A 17,178-nucleotide genomic window follows, 5' to 3' on the forward strand; every position below is an offset into this window, starting at 1 on the left:
CGGTGGGCGGCGGGCTCAGAGATGTCGGTACACGTCCTGCAGGCTCAGGCCCTTCGCGAGCATGAGCACCTGCAGGTGGTAGAGCAGCTGCGAGATCTCGGCCGCCGTCGCGTCGTCGCCCTCGTGCTCGGCCGCCATCCACACCTCGGCGGCCTCCTCGACGATCTTCTTCCCGATCGAGTGCACGCCGCCCTCGACGCGCGAGAGGGTGTTGCCCTCGCGTCCGTCGGCCACGGCCTGCGCGAGCTCGGCGAACAGGGTGTCGAAGGTCTTCACCGCTCCAGGGTAGTCGCCCGAGCGAGCACGTCGCGCAGCGCCTGGATGCGCCCGGCGGGTGCGCCGTGGCCGTAGACGGCGGATCCGGCCACGAACGTGTCGGCGCCGGCGGCGGCGGCCTCGCCGATCGTGTCGGTCGAGATGCCGCCGTCGACCTGCAGGCGCACCTCGACGCCCGCGTCGACGGCCGCACGCCGCAGCGCGCCGAGCTTCGGCAGCACCTCCGGCATGAACGACTGCCCGCCGAAGCCCGGCTCGACCGTCATGACGAGCACCATGTCGAAGGCGTCGATGCGATCGACGAACGGCGCGACGTCGGTGCCGGGCTTGAGCGCGACCGCTGCCGCGACGCCCGCGTCGCGCAGCGTGCGGGCGAGGGCGAACGGATCGGCGCTCGCCTCGGCGTGGAACGTGACGCTCGCGACGCCGGGCAGCGCGTACTCGGGCGCCCAGCGGTCGGCGTCCTCGAGCATGAGGTGCACGTCGAGCGGCACGGGCGAGACCTGCCCGATGCGCTCGACGACCGGGAGGCCGAGCGTCAGGTTCGGCACGAAGTGGCCGTCCATGACGTCGACGTGCACGGCGTCGGCGGAGGCGATGGCGAGGAGGTCGCGCTCGAGGTTGGCGAAGTCCGCGGACAGGATGCTCGGGTGGATGCGCACGGCTCGAGGCTATCGAGCGGACGCCGCGGCGTCGCCGCCGGGACGACGCAGCAGCTGCACGAACATCGCGTCGGTGCCCGTGCGGTGGGGCCAGAGCTGCACGGCCTCGCCCGTGCCGCCGAGCGTCGCATCCGGGGCGATCCGCGTCATGACCGCACGGGTGTCGACGGCCTCGGCGCCGTCGGCGATCGCACCCTGCACGATCGCCCGCGTCTCGGCCAGGTGCGGCGAGCACGTCACGTACGCCACGAGGCCGCCGGGTCGCACGGCGCGCATCGCGGCCCGCAGGAGCTGGGACTGGAGGCGTGCGAGCTCGGGCACGTCGCTCGGCTGCTTGCGCCAGCGCGCCTCGGGCCGCCTGCGCAGCGCGCCGAGCCCCGTGCACGGGGCGTCGAGCAGGATGCGGTCGTAGACGCCGTCGACGTCGGCGTACCGGCGACCGTCGCCGACGGCGACCTCGACGGACGGATCGACGGCGGCGAGCGCCTGCCGCACGAGCCCCGCGCGAGCGGGGACGAGCTCGTTGGCCTCGAGGTGCGCGCCCGACGCACGCGCCTCGGCGGCGAGCAGCGCGGCCTTGCCGCCCGGGCCCGCGCACAGGTCGAGCCAGCGCTCGCCGGCGGCCACGGGCTCGGCGCGCGTGAGCGCGAGCGCCGCGAGCTGGCTGCCGGCGTCCTGCACGCGCGCCCTGCCCTCGCGGACGGCCGGCACGCGCCAGGGGTCGCCGGCGGGCGAGAGCCTGCCGAGGGGAGATGCCGTCGACTCGTCGCCGAGCTCCGCGGGCTCGGCGAGGCCCGGGAGGGCGACGAGCTGGACGCGGGGCGCGTCGTTGTCGGCCGCGAGGAGCGCCTCGAGCTCGTCGGCCGCGCCCTCGGCGTCGAGCGCCCGGCGCAGCGCCCGCACCACCCACGTCGGGTGCGCCGCGCGCAGCGCGAGGGCGTCGTCGGCGGACATGCCCGCCGCGATGGCGTCGACCTGCTCGTCGATGGACGTCGCCGTGACGCGACGCAGCACGGCGTTCGCGAACCCGCGGCGCCCGCGGTGGTCGCCGAGCAGCTCGATCGACTCGTGCACCGCCGCGTGCGCGGGCACGCGCATCCTCGCGATCTGATGCACGGCGACGCGCAGGACCGAGCGGGTCGTCGCGTCGATCTCGTCCATGGGCCTGCCTGCGGCAGCGACGACGATGGCGTCGAGGTGGCCCTGCCAGCGCAGCGTGCCGTAGGCGAGCTCGGTCGCGAACGCCGCGTCCTGCGCGTCGAGGCCCGCCTCGCGGATGCGCGCGGGCAGCAGCAGGTTGGCGTAGGCGTCGTCGACGTCGACGTCGCGCACGACCTCCTGCGCCACGCGGCGCGGAGAGGGACGCTCGGTCGTGCGCCGACGCGGCGCTCGGTCGCTCCGGCGATCAGGCATCGAGCACGACCTCTCCGCCGCGGCCGCGCAACCAGTCGGCGGCGGCCATCGGGCGTCCTCCCGCGGGCTGCACCTGCCCGAGCGCGAGCGGCGACGATGCGGTGCCGAGCACGGCATCGCGACCCACGAGGCGCGCGGTGCCCGCCGGCAGCGGATCGGCGGCGCTGCGCGACAGCCCGAGCACCTTGACGCGCTCGCCCGCGAGCAGGACGTGCGCGCCCGGCTCGGGCGTGACGCCGCGGAAGCGCGACAGCACGGCGGGCGCGGGCTCGTCGAGGCGCAGGAGGCCGTCGGCGAGCGCGAGCTTCGGTGCGAACGAGGGCTCCCCGACCTGCTCGACGAAGACGGCGGTGCCGTCGGCGATCGCGTCGACGGCCTCGACGAGCACGCCGGCACCCGATGCCGCGAGCTGCGCCAGGAGGTCGCCGGCCGTCGCGAGCGGCGGCACGGGCGACGCCTCCATCCGCACGATCGGGCCGGCGTCGAGCTCGGGCACGAGGCGGAAGACGCTCACGCCCGTCTCGTGCTCGCCGGCGACGAGCGCACGCTGGACCGGCGCAGCGCCGCGGTACGCGGGCAGGAGCGAGAAGTGCAGGTTGATCCAGCCGTGCTCGGGCGCCGACAGCAGCGGCTCGCGCACGAGGCCGCCGTAGGCGACGACCACGCCGAGCGCCGCACCGGTCGCCACGATGCGCTCGGTCGCGTCGGCGTCGAGGCGGTTCGCCTCGAGGACCGGCAGGCCGAGCCGCTCGGCAGCCGCGGCGACCGGCGTCGGCGTGAGCACGCGGCGCCTGCCCTGCGGCGAGGCGGCGCGCGTGACGACGAGCGCGACGTCGTGCACGGCGGCGAGCGCCTCGAGGCTCGGCACGGCGGCCTCCGGGCTCCCGGCGAAGACGATGCGCATCAGATCCCCTCGAACGGCTCGTGGTCGTCGACGTGCACGCGCACGGGCGCGCCCTTGGCGACGCGCGATCGCGACTGCGTGGCAGCCCGCACGATCTCGGCGCGCAGAGCCTGCGCGACGTCGACGCCCGCTCCGTAGTCGAAGCGGACGATCGACCGTACCGCGCCCTCGCCGACGTCGACGGGTCCGAGCGCGTCCGTCGCGCCGATCTCGCCCACGGCGCGCACGACGCGCTCGACCTCGTCGGGCCCGCCGACGACGGATGCGACGCGCACGGCCGGCGGGAAGCGCAGGGCGCGCCGGTCGGCGAGCTCGGCGGCGGCGAACGCCGCGGGCTCGCGCGCCGTCATGGCGGCGGCGACCCGGCCGACGGCGCCGGTGAGCACGATCGTCGCGTCGTCGCGTGCGAGCGCCCGTGCGCCCGACCACGCGCGCACGGCGTCCTCGGCCACGCGCAGGCTCTCGCGCGCCAGCAGCCGCTCGCCGTCGAGGAGGAGGACGGCGTGGTAGCCGCCCGCCGCGATGGGCTCGGCGCCGCGGGTCGCGACGACGAGCCGCGGTCGGTCGTCGACCTCGAGCCGCTCGTGCTGCCCGTCGGCCACGACGACCGGCACGTTCGGGAAGGCGCGGCCCAGCTCGTCCGCCGTGCGCATCGAGCCGCGTCCGAGCTCGACGATGCCCCGACCGCCGCACGACGTGCACGACCACGCGGCGTGCACCGCGCCGCACCACGCGCACGACGGCGACGCCTCGGCGCGCGCCCGACGCAGCGGTCCCGAGCAGCGCCTGCACCGCGCCCGCTCGCCGCAGCGCGCGCACGCGAGCGCTGGCGCGTGCCCCGGCCGTGCGACCTGCACGAGGACGGGCCCGTGCGCGATCGCCTCCTTCGCGACCTGGAAGGCCATGCCGGGGATGCGCGCCGACGGCCCGTCGACGAGCGCGGCGGGCAGGGTGCGCGGCGGCCTGCCGCGCGTCACGGCGTCGAGGAAGCCGAGCTCGAGGAGCCGCTGCGTCTCGGTCGACCGCGCGTGGCCGGCGAGCACGAGCGCGCATCCCGACTGCTGCTGGCGGACGAGCGCGACGTCGCGCGTCGTCGCGTAGGGCGCGAGCGGCTCGTCGTGGAGCGGATCGCCGTCCTCCCACACCGCGAGGAGCCCGAGGTTCGCCGCGGGTGCGTAGACGGCGCTGCGCGGGCCGACGATCGCGATGGGCCCGCCGTCGATCGCCCGGAGGAACGCGCGGTAGCGATCGGGGTTCGACTGGCGGGCGTCGAGCTCGACGACGCGATCGCCGACGACGGCCTCGAGCGCGGCCACGAGCTGCCGCTGCTCCCGGTGGTCGGGCACGACGAGGATCGCCTGCTCGCCACGGGCGAGCGCGTCGCGCGCGAGGCCGGCGAGCTCGACGGCCCAGCGCCCGACCCACGTCTCCCCCACCCGCTCGACGCCGGGCGCCGACCGCAGGGCGATGCGCTCGCGCCGCTCGACGAGCCCCGGGAGGATGCTCTCGCCCGCCTCGGGCGGCGCAGGCGTCACGCGCTCCGCCTTCAGCCAGGCCGTCTCCGGCCGCGCCTGCCGACCGGGGATCGCGATCCGCAGCACGTCGGCCGCCGAGCCCGCGGCGCGGTCGGCGACGGCGCGCACGAGGGCCCACACCTCCGGCTGCAGCACCGGCACCGCCGAGAGCACGCGCTCGACGCGGTGCAGCTCGCCGGCGAAGTCGCTGTCCTCGACGACCTCGACGACGTAGCCCGGCAGCATGCGACCGCCGAACGGCACGCGGACGCGGACGCCCGGCGCGACGTCGTCGGCGAGGAAGTCGAAGCGCCGGTCGAGCTGCGGCAGGCGCGACTCGACGACGACGCGCGCGACGCTCATGCCACGCCGGCGGCCTTGCGCAGGGCGTCGACGCGGGGGGTGTGCTCCCACGTGAAGTCGGGCAGCTCGCGGCCGAAGTGGCCGTACGCCGCCGTCTGCGCGTAGATGGGCCTGCGCAGGTCGAGGTCGCGGATGATCGCCTCGGGGCGGAGGTCGAACGTCGCGAGGATCGCGTCGGTGAGCGTGCCGTCGTCGACGGTGCCGGTGCCGAACGAGTCGACGTACAGCCCCACGGGCGTCGCGCGCCCGATCGCGTAGGCGACCTGCACCTCGACGCGACGAGCGAGACCCGCCGCGACGACGTGCTTCGCGATCCAGCGCAGCGCGTACGCCGCCGAGCGGTCGACCTTCGACGGGTCCTTGCCGCTGAAGGCGCCGCCGCCGTGGCGCGCGGCGCCGCCGTACGTGTCGACGATGATCTTCCGACCGGTCAGGCCGGCGTCGCCCTTGGGCCCGCCGACCTCGAACGAGCCGGACGGGTTCACGAAGATCGTGACGTCGTCGTGCGGGAGGCCGAGCGCCTCGAGGATCGGCGCGATGACGTGGCGCTCGACGTCGGCGCGCAGCACGGCCTGGTCGACGTCCTCGGCGTGCTGGGTGGAGACGACGACGGCGTCGACGCGCACGGGCTCGTGGTCGACGTACTCGATCGTCACCTGCGTCTTGCCGTCGGGCCGCAGGTACGGGATGGTGCCGTCGCGGCGCACGGCCGTGAGCCGCTCCGCGAGCCGGTGCGCCGCCCAGGCCGTCGCGGGCATGAGCGTCGGCGTCTCGTCGGTCGCGTAGCCGAACATGATGCCCTGGTCGCCGGCGCCGAGCTGCGAGAGCACGTCGGTCTCGCCACCGCGGGCCTCGAGGCCCGTGTCGACGCCCGTGGCGATCTCGAGCGACTGCTCGCCGATCGACACCGTGACGCCGCACGAGTTGCCGTCGAACGACACCGCCGACGAGTCGTAGCCGATGGCGACGATCGTGTCGCGCACGAGCTTCGGGATCTCGACGTAGCCCTCGGTGCGCACCTCGCCCGCGACGTGCACGAGCCCCGTCGTCACGAGCGTCTCGACCGCGACGCGCGAGTGCGCGTCCTGCGCGAGCATCGCGTCGAGGATGCGGTCCGAGATCTGGTCGCAGATCTTGTCGGGGTGCCCCTCGGTGACGGACTCGGACGTGAACAGCCGGGAGGTCATGCGTGCTCCTGCAGGGTCGATCGGACGACGTCGAGGATGGCATCGGCCACCGACGTCTTCGGTCCGGAGGCGGTGGCGACGACGCCGGAGGCGTCGAGGATCTCGACGACGGTCTCGACGTCGCCGAAGCCCAGGTCCACGCCGACCTGGTTCAGCACGAGGAGGTCGCAGCCCTTGCGGGCGAGCTTCGCGACGGCGATCGCGCGCCGGGCGTCCGCGTCGGGCTCGGTCTCGGCCGCGAAGCCGACGACGACGCCGCGCGGCATGCGCGCCGCGAGCTCGACGAGCACGTCGGGGTTCTCGGTCAGGCGCAGGGTGGGCGACGAGCCCCAGGCGTCCTTCTTGAGCTTCGCGTCGCTCACCTCGGCGACGCGGTAGTCGGCGACCGCCGCGGCCATGATCGTCGCGTGCGCGTCGCGGCTCGCGAGCAGCATCGCGTCGCGCAGCTCGGCGGTGGTCGACACGGGCACGAGCCGCACGCCGCGCGGCGCCTCGACCTGGAGGTTCGCGCCGACGAGCGTCACGTCGGCGCCGCGCGCGGCGGCGCGCGCGGCGAGGGCGACGCCATGGGCGCCGGAGGAGCGGTTGCCGAGGAAGCGCACGGGATCGATCGGCTCGCGGGTGCCGCCGGCGCTCACCACGACGCGCATGCCCTCGAGGTCGCGCGTCGGCGCGACGATGGCGTAGGCGGCCTCGACGACGTCGTCGGGCTCGACCATGCGGCCGGGGCCGGAGTCGGCGCCCGTCAGCAGCCCGTCGGCGGGCCCGACGATCGTGACGCCGCGCTCGCGCAGCGTCGCGACGTTCGCCTGGGTGGCCGCGTTGCGCCACATCTCGGTGTGCATCGCCGGGGCGACGACGAGCGGCGCCTCGGAGGCGAGGATCGTCGTGCCGAGCAGGTCGTCGGAGAGGCCGTGCGCGATGCGTGCGAGCGTCGACGCGGTGGCGGGCAGCACGACGATGAGGTCGGCCGACTGGCCGAGGGCGACGTGGCGCACCTCCGCGACGTCGTCGAAGAGGTCGGTCGTCACCGGGTTGCGGCTGAGCGCCTCGAACGTCGGGATGCCGACGAAGCGCACGGCGGACGCGGTGGGCACGACGTGGACGTCGTGCCCATCCCGCACGAGGCGCCGGATGGCGTGCGCGGCCTTGTAGGCCGCGATCCCGCCGGCGACGCCGACGACGACGCGCACTACGCCGAGGGCTGCGAGGGCTTCAGGAGGAGCTTGTCCTCGTGGATCTCGTGGAGCGCCACCGACAGCGGCTTGTCCTCGAGCGTCGAGTCGACGAGCGGTCCGACGTTGTCGAACATGCTGCCCTCGTGGAGGTCGGTGTAGTAGTCGTTGATCTGGCGCGCGCGCTTCGAGGCGAAGATCACGAGCTGGTACTTCGAGTCGACCTTCGACAGCAGGTCGTCGATCGGCGGGTTGATGATGCCCTTCGCGGCCATGGGTCCTCCTTGGGAAGCGTGTGCGCGCTCGAGCCCCTCGATGAGAGGCGGCGCAGTGGAACAGTCTAGCGCCCGATCAGGCCGACGACCTCTGCCGCGGCCTCGGCCACGTCGCGATTGACGACGATCGCGTCGAACTCGTCCTGGCTCGCGAGCTCGACCTCGGCCGTCGCCAGGCGGCGCGTGCGCTCCGCCTCGTCCTCGGTGCCCCGCCCGACGAGCCTGCGGACGAGCTCCTCCCACGACGGCGGCGCGAGGAACACCAGGAGCGCCTCGGGCATGCTGTCGCGGATCTGGCGCGCACCCTGCAGGTCGATCTCGAGCAGCACGGAGTCGCCCGTGTCGAGCACCTCCTGCACCTGCGCGCGCGGCGTGCCGTAGCGATGGGAGTTGTGCACGGTGGCCCACTCGACGAACGCGTCCTCGGCGAGCCCCTCGTCGAACTCGGCGTCGGAGACGAAGCGGTAGTGCACGCCGTCGATCTCGCCCGGGCGCGGCGCCCGCGTCGTCCACGACACGGAGTGCCGGATCCACGGGTAGTGCTCGCGCACGTGCTGCGCGACCGTGCCCTTGCCGACGGCCGTCGGGCCGGCGAGCACGATGAGGCGCGCGGGCGCGGGGTCGACGTCGAGCCACTCGCGCAGGCGCTCGCGCTGGCGCGCGCCGAGCCCGCCCACGCGCTTGCGCGGCGAGATCTCGAGGCGCTCGAGCGTGCGCTCGGCGCGTCGCGCGCCGATGCCGGGGATCGCGTCGAGCAGCTCGGTCACGCGCAGGCTCGCCTCCGCGGAGCCGGGATGCTCCCATGCGGCCTCGGCCACCTGGAGCGCGGTGCGCTCGCGCGCGTGCACCGCGCGCTTGACCTCGGCCCGGGCGCGTCGCGCCCGCAGCGCGGCCTCGGCGCCGGCGGCGGGATCGAGCGTCATCGCGCCTCCTCCACGGCGGCGTCGATCGCCGCGACGATGCCGTCGCGATCGGCCGAGACGCTGCGCGAGACCGAGGCGAGCACGAGCGCATCCGCCGGGTACAGCCGCGCGAGGTCGCCCAGGCGCGCGCCCTGGTGCCCGAAGCCCGGCGCGAGGATCGGCGTGGAGCGCTCGAGCGCGAGCCCGAGCGCCGCGGCATCGATCGTCGCGCCCACCACGAGCCCGACGGTGCCGATGGCGCCCGGGGCGTGCGCGGCGTTCCAGTCGGCGGCGCCGCGCGCGATCGCGGCGGCGACGGACTCCCCCGCCGCATCCGTGCGCGCCTGCACGTCGACGCCCTCGGGGTTCGACGTCGCGCACAGCACGAGGACGCCCTTGCCGTGCTCGTGGGCGAGGCGCAGCGCGGGCTCGAGCGCGCCGAGCCCCAGGTAGGTCGACGCGGTGATGGCGTCGGCCTCGAGCGGCGCGCCGGGCGTCAGCCAGGCCTCGGCGTACGCCTGCATCGTCGAGCCCAGGTCGCCGCGCTTCGCGTCGGCGATCGTGAGCAGGCCGGCGTCGCGCGCGGCTTCGAGCACGCGCTCGAGCGCCACGATGCCCGCGGCGCCGTGCCGCTCGTAGAACGCCACCTGCGGCTTGACGACCGCGACGCGACCCGCCGCCGCCGCGACGAGCTCGAGCCCGAAGGCCTCGGCGCCCGCTGCCGTGTCGGGCAGGCCCCACGCCTCGAGCAGGTGGGCGTGCGGATCGATGCCGACGCACACGGGGCCGCGCTCGGCGACCGCGGCGGCGAGGCGCTCGCCGAAGGTCACGCCGTCCTCCTCGCGTGGTACTCCTGCAGGCTCGTGACCTCGAACGGCGACCTCGCGGCCTCGATGGCCGCGACGGCCGCGCCGAGCTGCGACACCGTCGTGAAGAGCGCCTTGTCGGCGCCGACCGTCGCGGCGCGGATCTCGTAGCCGTCGAGACGCGCTGCGGGACCCGTGGGCGTGTTGATGACGATGTCGACCTCGCCGCGGTGGATCGCACCGACGATCGACGCCTCGACGCCGACCTCGTTGTGCTTCGCGATCGTCTCGACCTCGATGCCGTTGCGCACGAGGATCTCGGCCGTGCCCTCGGTCGCGAGGACGCGGAACCCGAGCTGCCGCAGACGGTGGATCGGCAGGACGACCTGGCGCTTGTCGCGATCGCTCACCGACACGAAGACCGTGCCCGACGTCGGCAGGCCGCCGTACGCGGCGATCTGGCTCTTCGCGAACGCGCGCGGGAAGTCGCGGTCGATGCCCATGACCTCGCCCGTCGAGCGCATCTCGGGGCCGAGGAGGCTGTCGACGAGCGCGCCCTCGCGGGTGCGGAAGCGACGGAAGGGCAGCACGGCCTCCTTGACGGCGACCGGTGCGTCGAGCGGGAGCGTCGATCCGTCGCGCTCGGGCAGGAACCCCTCGTCGAGGAGCTCGCGGATCGTCCGACCCGCCATGACGAGCGCGTTCGCGCGCGCGATCGGCGAGCCGAGCGCCTTCGCGACGAACGGCACCGTGCGGCTCGCGCGCGGGTTCGCCTCGATGACGTGGAGCCTGCCCGCCGAGATCGCGAACTGCACGTTGAGCGGTCCGCGCACGTCGAGGCCGCGGGCGATCGCGAGGGTCGCGTCGCGCACCTCGTCGATCTGCGAGCGACCGAGCCCGATGGGCGGCAGCGTGCACGACGAGTCGCCCGAGTGGATGCCCGCCTCCTCGATGTGCTCGAGGATGCCGCCGACGTAGAGGTCGGTGCCGTCGTAGATGGCGTCGACGTCGATCTCGATCGCGTCGTCGAGGAAGTGGTCGACGAGCAGCGGCTTGCCCGGCCCGATGATGGCGGTGTCGGCCATGCGCTCGAAGTAGCCGTGCAGCGTCTCGCGGTCGTAGACGATCTCCATGCCCCGACCGCCGAGGACGTACGACGGCCGCACGAGCACGGGGTAGCCGATGCGCTCGGCGACCTCGAGGGCGGCCTCCTCGGTCGTCGCCGTGCCGTTGCGGGGCGCGACGAGCCCGGCGGCGTCGAGGATGTCCTGGAACTGACCACGCTCCTCGGCCCGGTCGATCGCGTCCGGCTGCGTGCCGAGGATCGGGATGCCCGCGGCCTCGAGCCCGCGCGCGAGCCCGAGCGGCGTCTGCCCGCCGAGCTGCACGATGACGCCGACGAGCTCGCCGGAGGCGGACTCGGCGTGGATGACCTCGAGGACGTCCTCGAGCGTGAGCGGCTCGAAGTAGAGCCGGTCGCTCGTGTCGTAGTCGGTCGAGACCGTCTCGGGGTTGCAGTTGATCATGATCGTCTCGTACCCGGCGTCGCGCAGCGCGAACGACGCGTGCACGCACGAGTAGTCGAACTCGATGCCCTGGCCGATGCGGTTCGGACCCGAGCCGAGGATGACGACCTTGCGGCGGTCCGAGGGCACGACCTCGGTCTCCTGGTCGTACGACGAGTAGTGGTACGGCGTGAGCGCGGGGAACTCGCCCGCGCACGTGTCGACGGTCTTGAAGACCGGACGCAGGCCGAGCTCCCAGCGCGTCGCGCGGACCTCGTCCTCCGGCACGCCGCGCAGCTCGGCGATCTGCACGTCCGAGAAGCCGTGCTCCTTCGCGTGCCGCAGGATCTCCTCGTCGAGCCACTCGGCGTCGCGGATCTCCTGCGCGACCTCCTCGAGCAGCACGATCTGGTCGATGAACCACGGGTCGATCGACGTGGCCTCGAAGGCCTCCTCGACCGTCGCGCCGGCACGGATCGCCTGCTGCAGCGTGACGATGCGGCCGTCGGTGGGCGTGCGCGACCGCTCGAGCAGCTCGTCCTTGTCGCCGACCTCGCCAGACCAGTGGAAGCTCGAGCCGCGGCGCTCCATCGAGCGCAGCGCCTTCTGCAGCGCCTGCGTGTACGTCCGCCCCATCGCCATCGCCTCGCCGACGGACTTCATGGTCGTCGTGAGCGTCGGGTCGGCGGCGGGGAACTTCTCGAACGTGAAGCGCGGCACCTTGACGACGACGTAGTCGAGCGACGGCTCGAACGACGCGGGCGTCACGCCCGTGATGTCGTTCGGGATCTCGTCGAGGCGGTAGCCGATGGCGAGCTTCGCGGCGATCTTCGCGATCGGGAAGCCCGTCGCCTTCGACGCGAGGGCGCTCGAGCGCGAGACGCGCGGGTTCATCTCGATCACGATGATGCGACCCGTCGCGGGGTCGACGGCGAACTGCACGTTGCAGCCGCCCGTGTCGACGCCGACGTCGCGGATGATGCGGATGCCGATGTCGCGCAGCTCCTGGTACTCGCGGTCCGTGAGCGTCAGCGCGGGCGCGACCGTGATGGAGTCGCCGGTGTGCACGCCGACGGGGTCGACGTTCTCGATCGAGCAGATGACGACCGTGTTGTCGGCCGTGTCGCGCATGAGCTCGAGCTCGTACTCCTTCCACCCGAGGATCGACTCCTCGAGCAGCACCTCGCCGATGGTCGACGAGTGGATGCCGTCGGCGACGAAGCGCCGCAGCTCGGGCTCGTCGTGCGCGAAGCCCGATCCGAGCCCGCCCATCGTGAACGACGGGCGCACGACGACCGGGTAGCCGTACTCCTCGGCGAACGCGAGCGCCTCGTCGACGGTCTTCGCGATGACGCTCGAGGCGACGTCGGCGCCGGCGTCGAGCACGAGCTGCTTGAAGAGCTGGCGGTCCTCGGCGCGGTGGATCGCGTCGACCTTCGCGCCGATGAGCTCGACGCCGTGGCGCTCGAGGATGCCCTGCTCGTGCAGCGCGATCGCGGCGTTGAGCGCCGTCTGCCCGCCGAGCGTCGGGAGGATGGCGTCGGGCCGCTCCTTGGCGATGATCGTCTCGAGGATCTCGGGCGTGATCGGCTCGATGTACGTCGCGTCGGCGAAGTCCGGGTCGGTCATGATCGTCGCCGGGTTCGAGTTCAGGAGGATGACGCGGATGCCCTCCTCGCGCAGCACGCGGCACGCCTGGGTGCCGGAGTAGTCGAACTCCGCGGCCTGGCCGATCACGATGGGGCCCGACCCGATGACGAGGACGGAGTGGATGTCGTCGCGCTTGGGCATCAGGCGTCCTTCCGCTCGCGCACGAGTGCTGCGAACCGGTCGAAGAGGTACATGGAGTCGTGCGGTCCGGCAGCGGCCTCGGGGTGGTACTGCACGCTGAACGCGGGGATGTCGAGGGCGCGGAGGCCCTCGACGACGTGATCGTTGAGCGAGTAGTGGCTCACCTCGACGCGGCCGAAGCCCGCAGGGCTGTCGACGATCTCGCCGATGGGCGCGTCGACGGCGAAGCCGTGGTTCTGGCTCGTGATCTCGACGGTGCCCGTCGCGACGTCGAGCACGGGCTGGTTGATGCCGCGGTGGCCGAAGGGCAGCTTGTAGGTGCCGAACCCGAGCGCGCGGCCGAGCAGCTGGTTGCCGAAGCAGATGCCGAAGAACGGCACGCCGGCGCGCAGCAGCGCCTGCAGCAGCTCGACGTACTGGTCGGAGGCCGCGGGGTCGCCAGGGCCGTTGGAGTAGAAGGCCGCGTCGGGCGAGAGGGCGAGGACGTCCTCGGCCGTGACCGAGTGGGGCAGCACCGTGAGGTCGAAGCCGCGTCCCTGGAGGTAGCGCAGGGTCGACGCCTTGATGCCGAGGTCGAGCACGGCGAGGTGCCCGATGCGCTCGGTCGTGGCGGGCAGCGTGTAGGCCTCGGGCGTCGAGACGACGTCCGCGAGGCGCTGGCCGGCCATCTGCGGGCTCTGCAGCACCTGCTCGAGCATCTCCTCGTCGCTGGCGATCGCGTCGCCCGAGAAGATCCCGGCGCGCATGCTGCCCGCGTCGCGCAGGCGACGCGTCAGCGCGCGGGTGTCGATGCCCTGGATGCCGACGATGCCGTCGCGCTCGAGCCGGGCGTCGAGGCTCTCGGTCGCGCGCCAGCTCGACACCATGCGGCTCGCCTGGCGCACGGCGTAGCCGGCGACCCAGATGCGACGCGACTCGGGGTCCTCGTCGTTGACGCCGGTGTTGCCGATCTGCGGCGCGGTCTGCACCACGATCTGGCCCGCGTACGACGGATCGGTGATCGTCTCCTGGTACCCGGTCATGCCGGTGGCGAAGACGGCCTCGCCGAGGGTGGTGCCGACGGCGCCGTAGGCGCGGCCGCGGTAGATCGTGCCGTCCTCGAGCACGAGGTGTGCGTGGGTCATGCTGCAGCTCCTGAAGCGGTCGGGTGCGGCTGGATGTCGTGCATGGCGGCGAGGACGGGGGCGTCGTCGCCGGTCACGCGGAGGTAGGTCTCGAGGCGGCGCTCCCCCAGGCGCCAGGCGATGCGGAGGAGGCCGCCGGGCTCGACGACGCGGTCGATCGTCCACGTCGCGCGCTCGACGCCGTCGAGGTCGGCGACGGGCACGAGCACGGCGGAGCCCGGGAGGTCGAGCACGATGCCCGTCGGGCCCACCGCGACGCGCCCGCGGGCGCGGAAGCCGAGCCCGTGGACGGCGACGCGGTCGTAGGGATCGCCGGCGGTCGTCGTCGCGACGTAGAGGATGGGCGCGTCGACGACGGCCTGGAAGCCCGACGGCACCTGCGGCGCCTGCAGGTCTCGATGGCGTCGGCGACGGGCGCGCCAGCCGAGGACGCCGACGAGCAGCAGCACGGCGATCAGCGCGATGCTGAGCAGGATGAATGCCTCGTAGCTCATGCGACGACCCCGTCCGAGACCGTCGGGCGGCCGTCGTAGATCGTGTGCACGACGCGACCGGGCAGCGAGCGCCCGAGGAACGGCGAGTTCGTCGACGTGCCGTGCAGGTGATGCGTCTCGATGCTCGTCGCGCCGCTCGGGTCGAGGAGCGCGAGGTGCGCGGGCGCGCCGACGACGATGCCCTGCCCCTGCGTCGCGAGGCGGCCGATGCGCGCGGGGGTCGTCGACAGCACGCGCGCGACGCCCTCCCAGTCGAGCAGGCCCGTGTCGACCATCGCCTCCTGCACGACGGCGAGGGCCGTCTCGAGCCCGACCATGCCCATCGCGGCGTCGGCCCAGGCCGCCTGCTTCGCCTCGACGGGGTGCGGCGCGTGATCGGTGGCGACGACGTCGATCGTGCCGTCGGCGAGCGCGGCGCGCAGCGCGTCGACGTCGCTCGCCGCGCGCAGCGGCGGGTTCACCTTGAAGCGCGCGTCGTAGCCGCGCACCTCCTGCTCGGTGAGCACGAGATGGTGCGGGGTGACCTCGGCGGTGACGCGGATGCCGCGAGCCTTCGCCCAGCGCAGCACCTCGACCGTCTCGCCCGTCGACACGTGGCAGACGTGCAGGCGACCGCCGGTGGCCTCGGCGAGCAGCACGTCGCGCGCGACGATGGCCGACTCGGCGACGGCGGGCCATCCCGCGAGCCCCAGCTCGCCCGACAGCGCCGACTCGTGCATCTGCGCGCCGACCGTGAGCGTCGGCTCCTGGGCGTGCTGCGCGATGACGCCGTCGAAGGGCGCGACGTACTCGAGCGCGCGGCGCATGAGCTGCGCGTCGTGCACGCAGTGGCCGTCGTCGGAGAAGACGCGGACCCTCGCGGCAGAGCGCGCCATCATGCCGAGGTCGGCGAGCCGCTCGCCCGCGAGCCCGACCGTCACGGCGCCGATGGGCTGCACGTACGCGAGCCCGGCGCGCCGGCCGAGCTCGGCGACCTGCTCGACGACCGCGACGGTGTCGGCGACGGGACGCGTGTTCGCCATGGCGAAGACGGCCGTGAAGCCGCCGGCCGCGGCCGCCCGCACGCCCGTCGCGACGGTCTCGGACTGCTCGAAGCCCGGCTCGCGCAGATGCGTGTGCAGGTCGACCAGCCCGGGGAGGGCGACGAGGCCGTCGGCGTCGACGACGGTCGCGTCGGCGGATGCCGAGGCCGTGCCGATCGCGGTGATCGTGCCGTCCTCGATCGTCAGGTCGGCGGCCGAGCCGCCGAGGATGCGGGCGCCGCGCACGATGAGGGTCACGAGTCGGTCCTTCCTGCCAGGAGTCGGTAGAGCACGGCCATGCGCACCGAGACGCCCGCGCGCACCTGCTCGAGCACGAGCGACGCGGCGGCGTCGGCGGCGACCGAGGAGATCTCGAGCCCGCGGTTCATCGGGCCGGGATGCATCACGAGCGTCTCGCCCCCGAGCCTCGCGAAGCGCTCGGGGCTCAGCGACCAGCCGCCGACGTACTCGGCGGCGCTCGGCACGAACGCGCCCGTCTGCCGCTCGAGCTGCACGCGCAGCATCATGATCGCGTCGGGCCGCGCGTCGACGACGGCGTCGAGGTCGGTCGTGTGCGCGGCGCGCCAGGTCTCGATGCCCGGCGGCAGCATCGACGGCGGAGCCACGATCGTGACCTCCGCGCCGAGGGCCGGCAGCAGCAGCGCGTTCGAGCGCGCGACGCGGCTGTGCAGCACGTCGCCGGCGATCGCGACGCGGACGCCGTCGAGGCCCTTGCCGCGCGACGCGGCGCCGTGGATGCGGCGGCGGAGCGCGAAGGCGTCGAGCAGGGCCTGCGTGGGGTGCTCGTGCGTGCCGTCGCCCGCGTTCACCACGACCTGCGGGATCCACGAGGCCACGAGCGCCGGCGCGCCCGACGAGCCGTGGCGCACGACGACGCCGTCGACGCCCATCGCGGCGATCGTCGTGACGGTGTCGCGCAGGTCCTCGCCCTTCGAGACGCTCGATCCCTTGCCCGAGACGTTGATGACGTCGGCCGAGAGCCACTTGCCCGCGATCTCGAACGACGAGCGCGTGCGGGTCGAGTCCTCGAAGAACAGGTTCACGACCGTGCGGCCGCGCAGCGCGGGCAGCTTCTTCTGGTCGCGGTCGTGGATCTGGTCCATGTCCTCGGCGATGTCGAGCAGCTCGATCGCCTCGTCGCGCGTCAGCGCGGCCGTCAGCAGGCTCCTCATCGCGTCGCACCCTCCTGGATCGTCACGGCGTCCTGCCCGTCGGTCTCGCGCAGCAGGATCGAGACGTGCTCGCTCGCGGCGCTCGGCAGGTTCTTGCCCACGAAGTCGGCGCGGATCGGCAGCTCGCGGTGGCCGCGATCGACGAGCACGGCGAGCCGCACGGCGGCGGGCCGGCCGAGGTCCGTCAGCGCATCGAGCGCGGCGCGGATCGTGCGGCCCGAGTAGAGCACGTCGTCGACGAGCACGACGGTCTGGCCGTCGATGCCCGAGCCGGGGATGCGGGTGGGATGCGTCGGACGCGCACCCGTGCGGGCCAGGTCGTCGCGGTGCATCGTGACGTCGAGCGTGCCGGTGCGGGACGCGAAGTCGGTGCCGGTGATCTCGCCGAGTCGCGTGGCGATGCGCTCGGCGAGGAACGCGCCGCGCGTCGGGATGCCCAGCAGCACGAGGGACGCGTCGCCGCGGTTCGCCTCGAGGATCTCGTGGGCGATGCGCGTGAGCGCCCGGGCGATGTCCGCCTCCTGCAGCACGGTGCGCGCAGGCATGCAGACCCCCTTCCTGCCTCTCAGGGC

General features: G+C 74.0%; 16 protein-coding genes. All 16 read right to left on the reverse strand.

The window, feature by feature from the left end:
* Nucleotides 1–15: 15 nt before the first annotated feature.
* Nucleotides 16–276, reverse strand: a complete 261-nt coding sequence (locus ABD249_RS07640; protein ID WP_344342295.1) for a phosphoribosyl-ATP diphosphatase — start codon at nucleotides 274–276, stop codon at nucleotides 16–18.
* A complete protein-coding gene (rpe, locus tag ABD249_RS07645; protein ID WP_344342297.1) occupies nucleotides 273–938 on the reverse strand; it encodes a ribulose-phosphate 3-epimerase in 666 nt (221 codons plus the stop codon). Before rpe ends, ABD249_RS07640 begins: the two co-directional genes overlap by 4 nt.
* A 9-nt stretch (nucleotides 939–947) precedes the next feature.
* Nucleotides 948–2,351 carry an RsmB/NOP family class I SAM-dependent RNA methyltransferase gene (locus ABD249_RS07650; protein WP_425546295.1) on the reverse strand — a complete coding sequence of 468 codons (1,404 nt, stop codon included), beginning with the start codon at nucleotides 2,349–2,351 and terminating at the stop codon, nucleotides 948–950.
* Complete coding sequence (locus tag ABD249_RS07655; RefSeq protein WP_344342301.1) at nucleotides 2,344–3,255, reverse strand: methionyl-tRNA formyltransferase; 912 nt, start codon at nucleotides 3,253–3,255, stop codon at nucleotides 2,344–2,346. Before ABD249_RS07655 ends, ABD249_RS07650 begins: the two co-directional genes overlap by 8 nt.
* Nucleotides 3,255–5,132, reverse strand: a complete 1,878-nt coding sequence (locus tag ABD249_RS07660; protein ID WP_344342303.1) for a primosomal protein N' family DNA-binding protein — start codon at nucleotides 5,130–5,132, stop codon at nucleotides 3,255–3,257. The genes ABD249_RS07655 and ABD249_RS07660 overlap by 1 nt, the downstream gene beginning before the upstream one ends.
* On the reverse strand, nucleotides 5,129–6,319 hold the full coding sequence (metK, locus tag ABD249_RS07665; protein ID WP_344342305.1) for a methionine adenosyltransferase: 1,191 nt from the start codon (nucleotides 6,317–6,319) through the stop codon (nucleotides 5,129–5,131). Before metK ends, ABD249_RS07660 begins: the two co-directional genes overlap by 4 nt.
* Nucleotides 6,316–7,512: a bifunctional phosphopantothenoylcysteine decarboxylase/phosphopantothenate--cysteine ligase CoaBC gene (gene coaBC, locus ABD249_RS07670; RefSeq protein ID WP_344342307.1), complete on the reverse strand. Its 1,197-nt coding sequence runs from the start codon at nucleotides 7,510–7,512 to the stop codon at nucleotides 6,316–6,318. Before coaBC ends, metK begins: the two co-directional genes overlap by 4 nt.
* A complete protein-coding gene (rpoZ, locus tag ABD249_RS07675; RefSeq protein WP_344342310.1) occupies nucleotides 7,512–7,769 on the reverse strand; it encodes a DNA-directed RNA polymerase subunit omega in 258 nt (85 codons plus the stop codon). The genes coaBC and rpoZ overlap by 1 nt, the downstream gene beginning before the upstream one ends.
* Nucleotides 7,770–7,834: 65 nt before the next feature.
* Entirely contained in the window at nucleotides 7,835–8,692 is an 858-nt protein-coding gene (gene gmk / locus ABD249_RS07680; protein WP_344342312.1) for a guanylate kinase, read from the reverse strand.
* On the reverse strand, nucleotides 8,689–9,501 hold the full coding sequence (gene pyrF / locus ABD249_RS07685) for an orotidine-5'-phosphate decarboxylase (RefSeq protein WP_344342314.1): 813 nt from the start codon (nucleotides 9,499–9,501) through the stop codon (nucleotides 8,689–8,691). The genes gmk and pyrF overlap by 4 nt, the downstream gene beginning before the upstream one ends.
* Nucleotides 9,498–12,773 (reverse strand): carbamoyl-phosphate synthase large subunit, encoded by a 3,276-nt coding sequence (gene carB, locus ABD249_RS07690; RefSeq protein ID WP_344342316.1) that lies wholly within the window; start codon nucleotides 12,771–12,773, stop codon nucleotides 9,498–9,500. The genes pyrF and carB overlap by 4 nt, the downstream gene beginning before the upstream one ends.
* Complete coding sequence (gene carA / locus ABD249_RS07695) at nucleotides 12,773–13,897, reverse strand: glutamine-hydrolyzing carbamoyl-phosphate synthase small subunit (RefSeq protein WP_344342318.1); 1,125 nt, start codon at nucleotides 13,895–13,897, stop codon at nucleotides 12,773–12,775. The genes carB and carA overlap by 1 nt, the downstream gene beginning before the upstream one ends.
* On the reverse strand, nucleotides 13,894–14,391 hold the full coding sequence (locus ABD249_RS07700; RefSeq protein WP_344342320.1) for a PH-like domain-containing protein: 498 nt from the start codon (nucleotides 14,389–14,391) through the stop codon (nucleotides 13,894–13,896). Before ABD249_RS07700 ends, carA begins: the two co-directional genes overlap by 4 nt.
* Nucleotides 14,388–15,671 (reverse strand): dihydroorotase, encoded by a 1,284-nt coding sequence (locus tag ABD249_RS07705; protein WP_344342322.1) that lies wholly within the window; start codon nucleotides 15,669–15,671, stop codon nucleotides 14,388–14,390. The genes ABD249_RS07700 and ABD249_RS07705 overlap by 4 nt, the downstream gene beginning before the upstream one ends.
* The gene (locus ABD249_RS07710; protein ID WP_344342324.1) at nucleotides 15,668–16,606 is read right to left on the reverse strand and encodes an aspartate carbamoyltransferase catalytic subunit; all 939 of its coding nucleotides are present in this window, start codon (nucleotides 16,604–16,606) and stop codon (nucleotides 15,668–15,670) included. Before ABD249_RS07710 ends, ABD249_RS07705 begins: the two co-directional genes overlap by 4 nt.
* Entirely contained in the window at nucleotides 16,603–17,151 is a 549-nt protein-coding gene (gene pyrR, locus ABD249_RS07715) for a bifunctional pyr operon transcriptional regulator/uracil phosphoribosyltransferase PyrR (protein WP_344342326.1), read from the reverse strand. Before pyrR ends, ABD249_RS07710 begins: the two co-directional genes overlap by 4 nt.
* Between the last annotated feature and the right edge of the window lie 27 nt (nucleotides 17,152–17,178).

The sequence above is a fragment of the Agrococcus versicolor genome (genome assembly GCF_039531815.1).
In the GTDB taxonomy this organism is placed as follows: Bacteria; Actinomycetota; Actinomycetes; order Actinomycetales; family Microbacteriaceae; genus Agrococcus; species Agrococcus versicolor.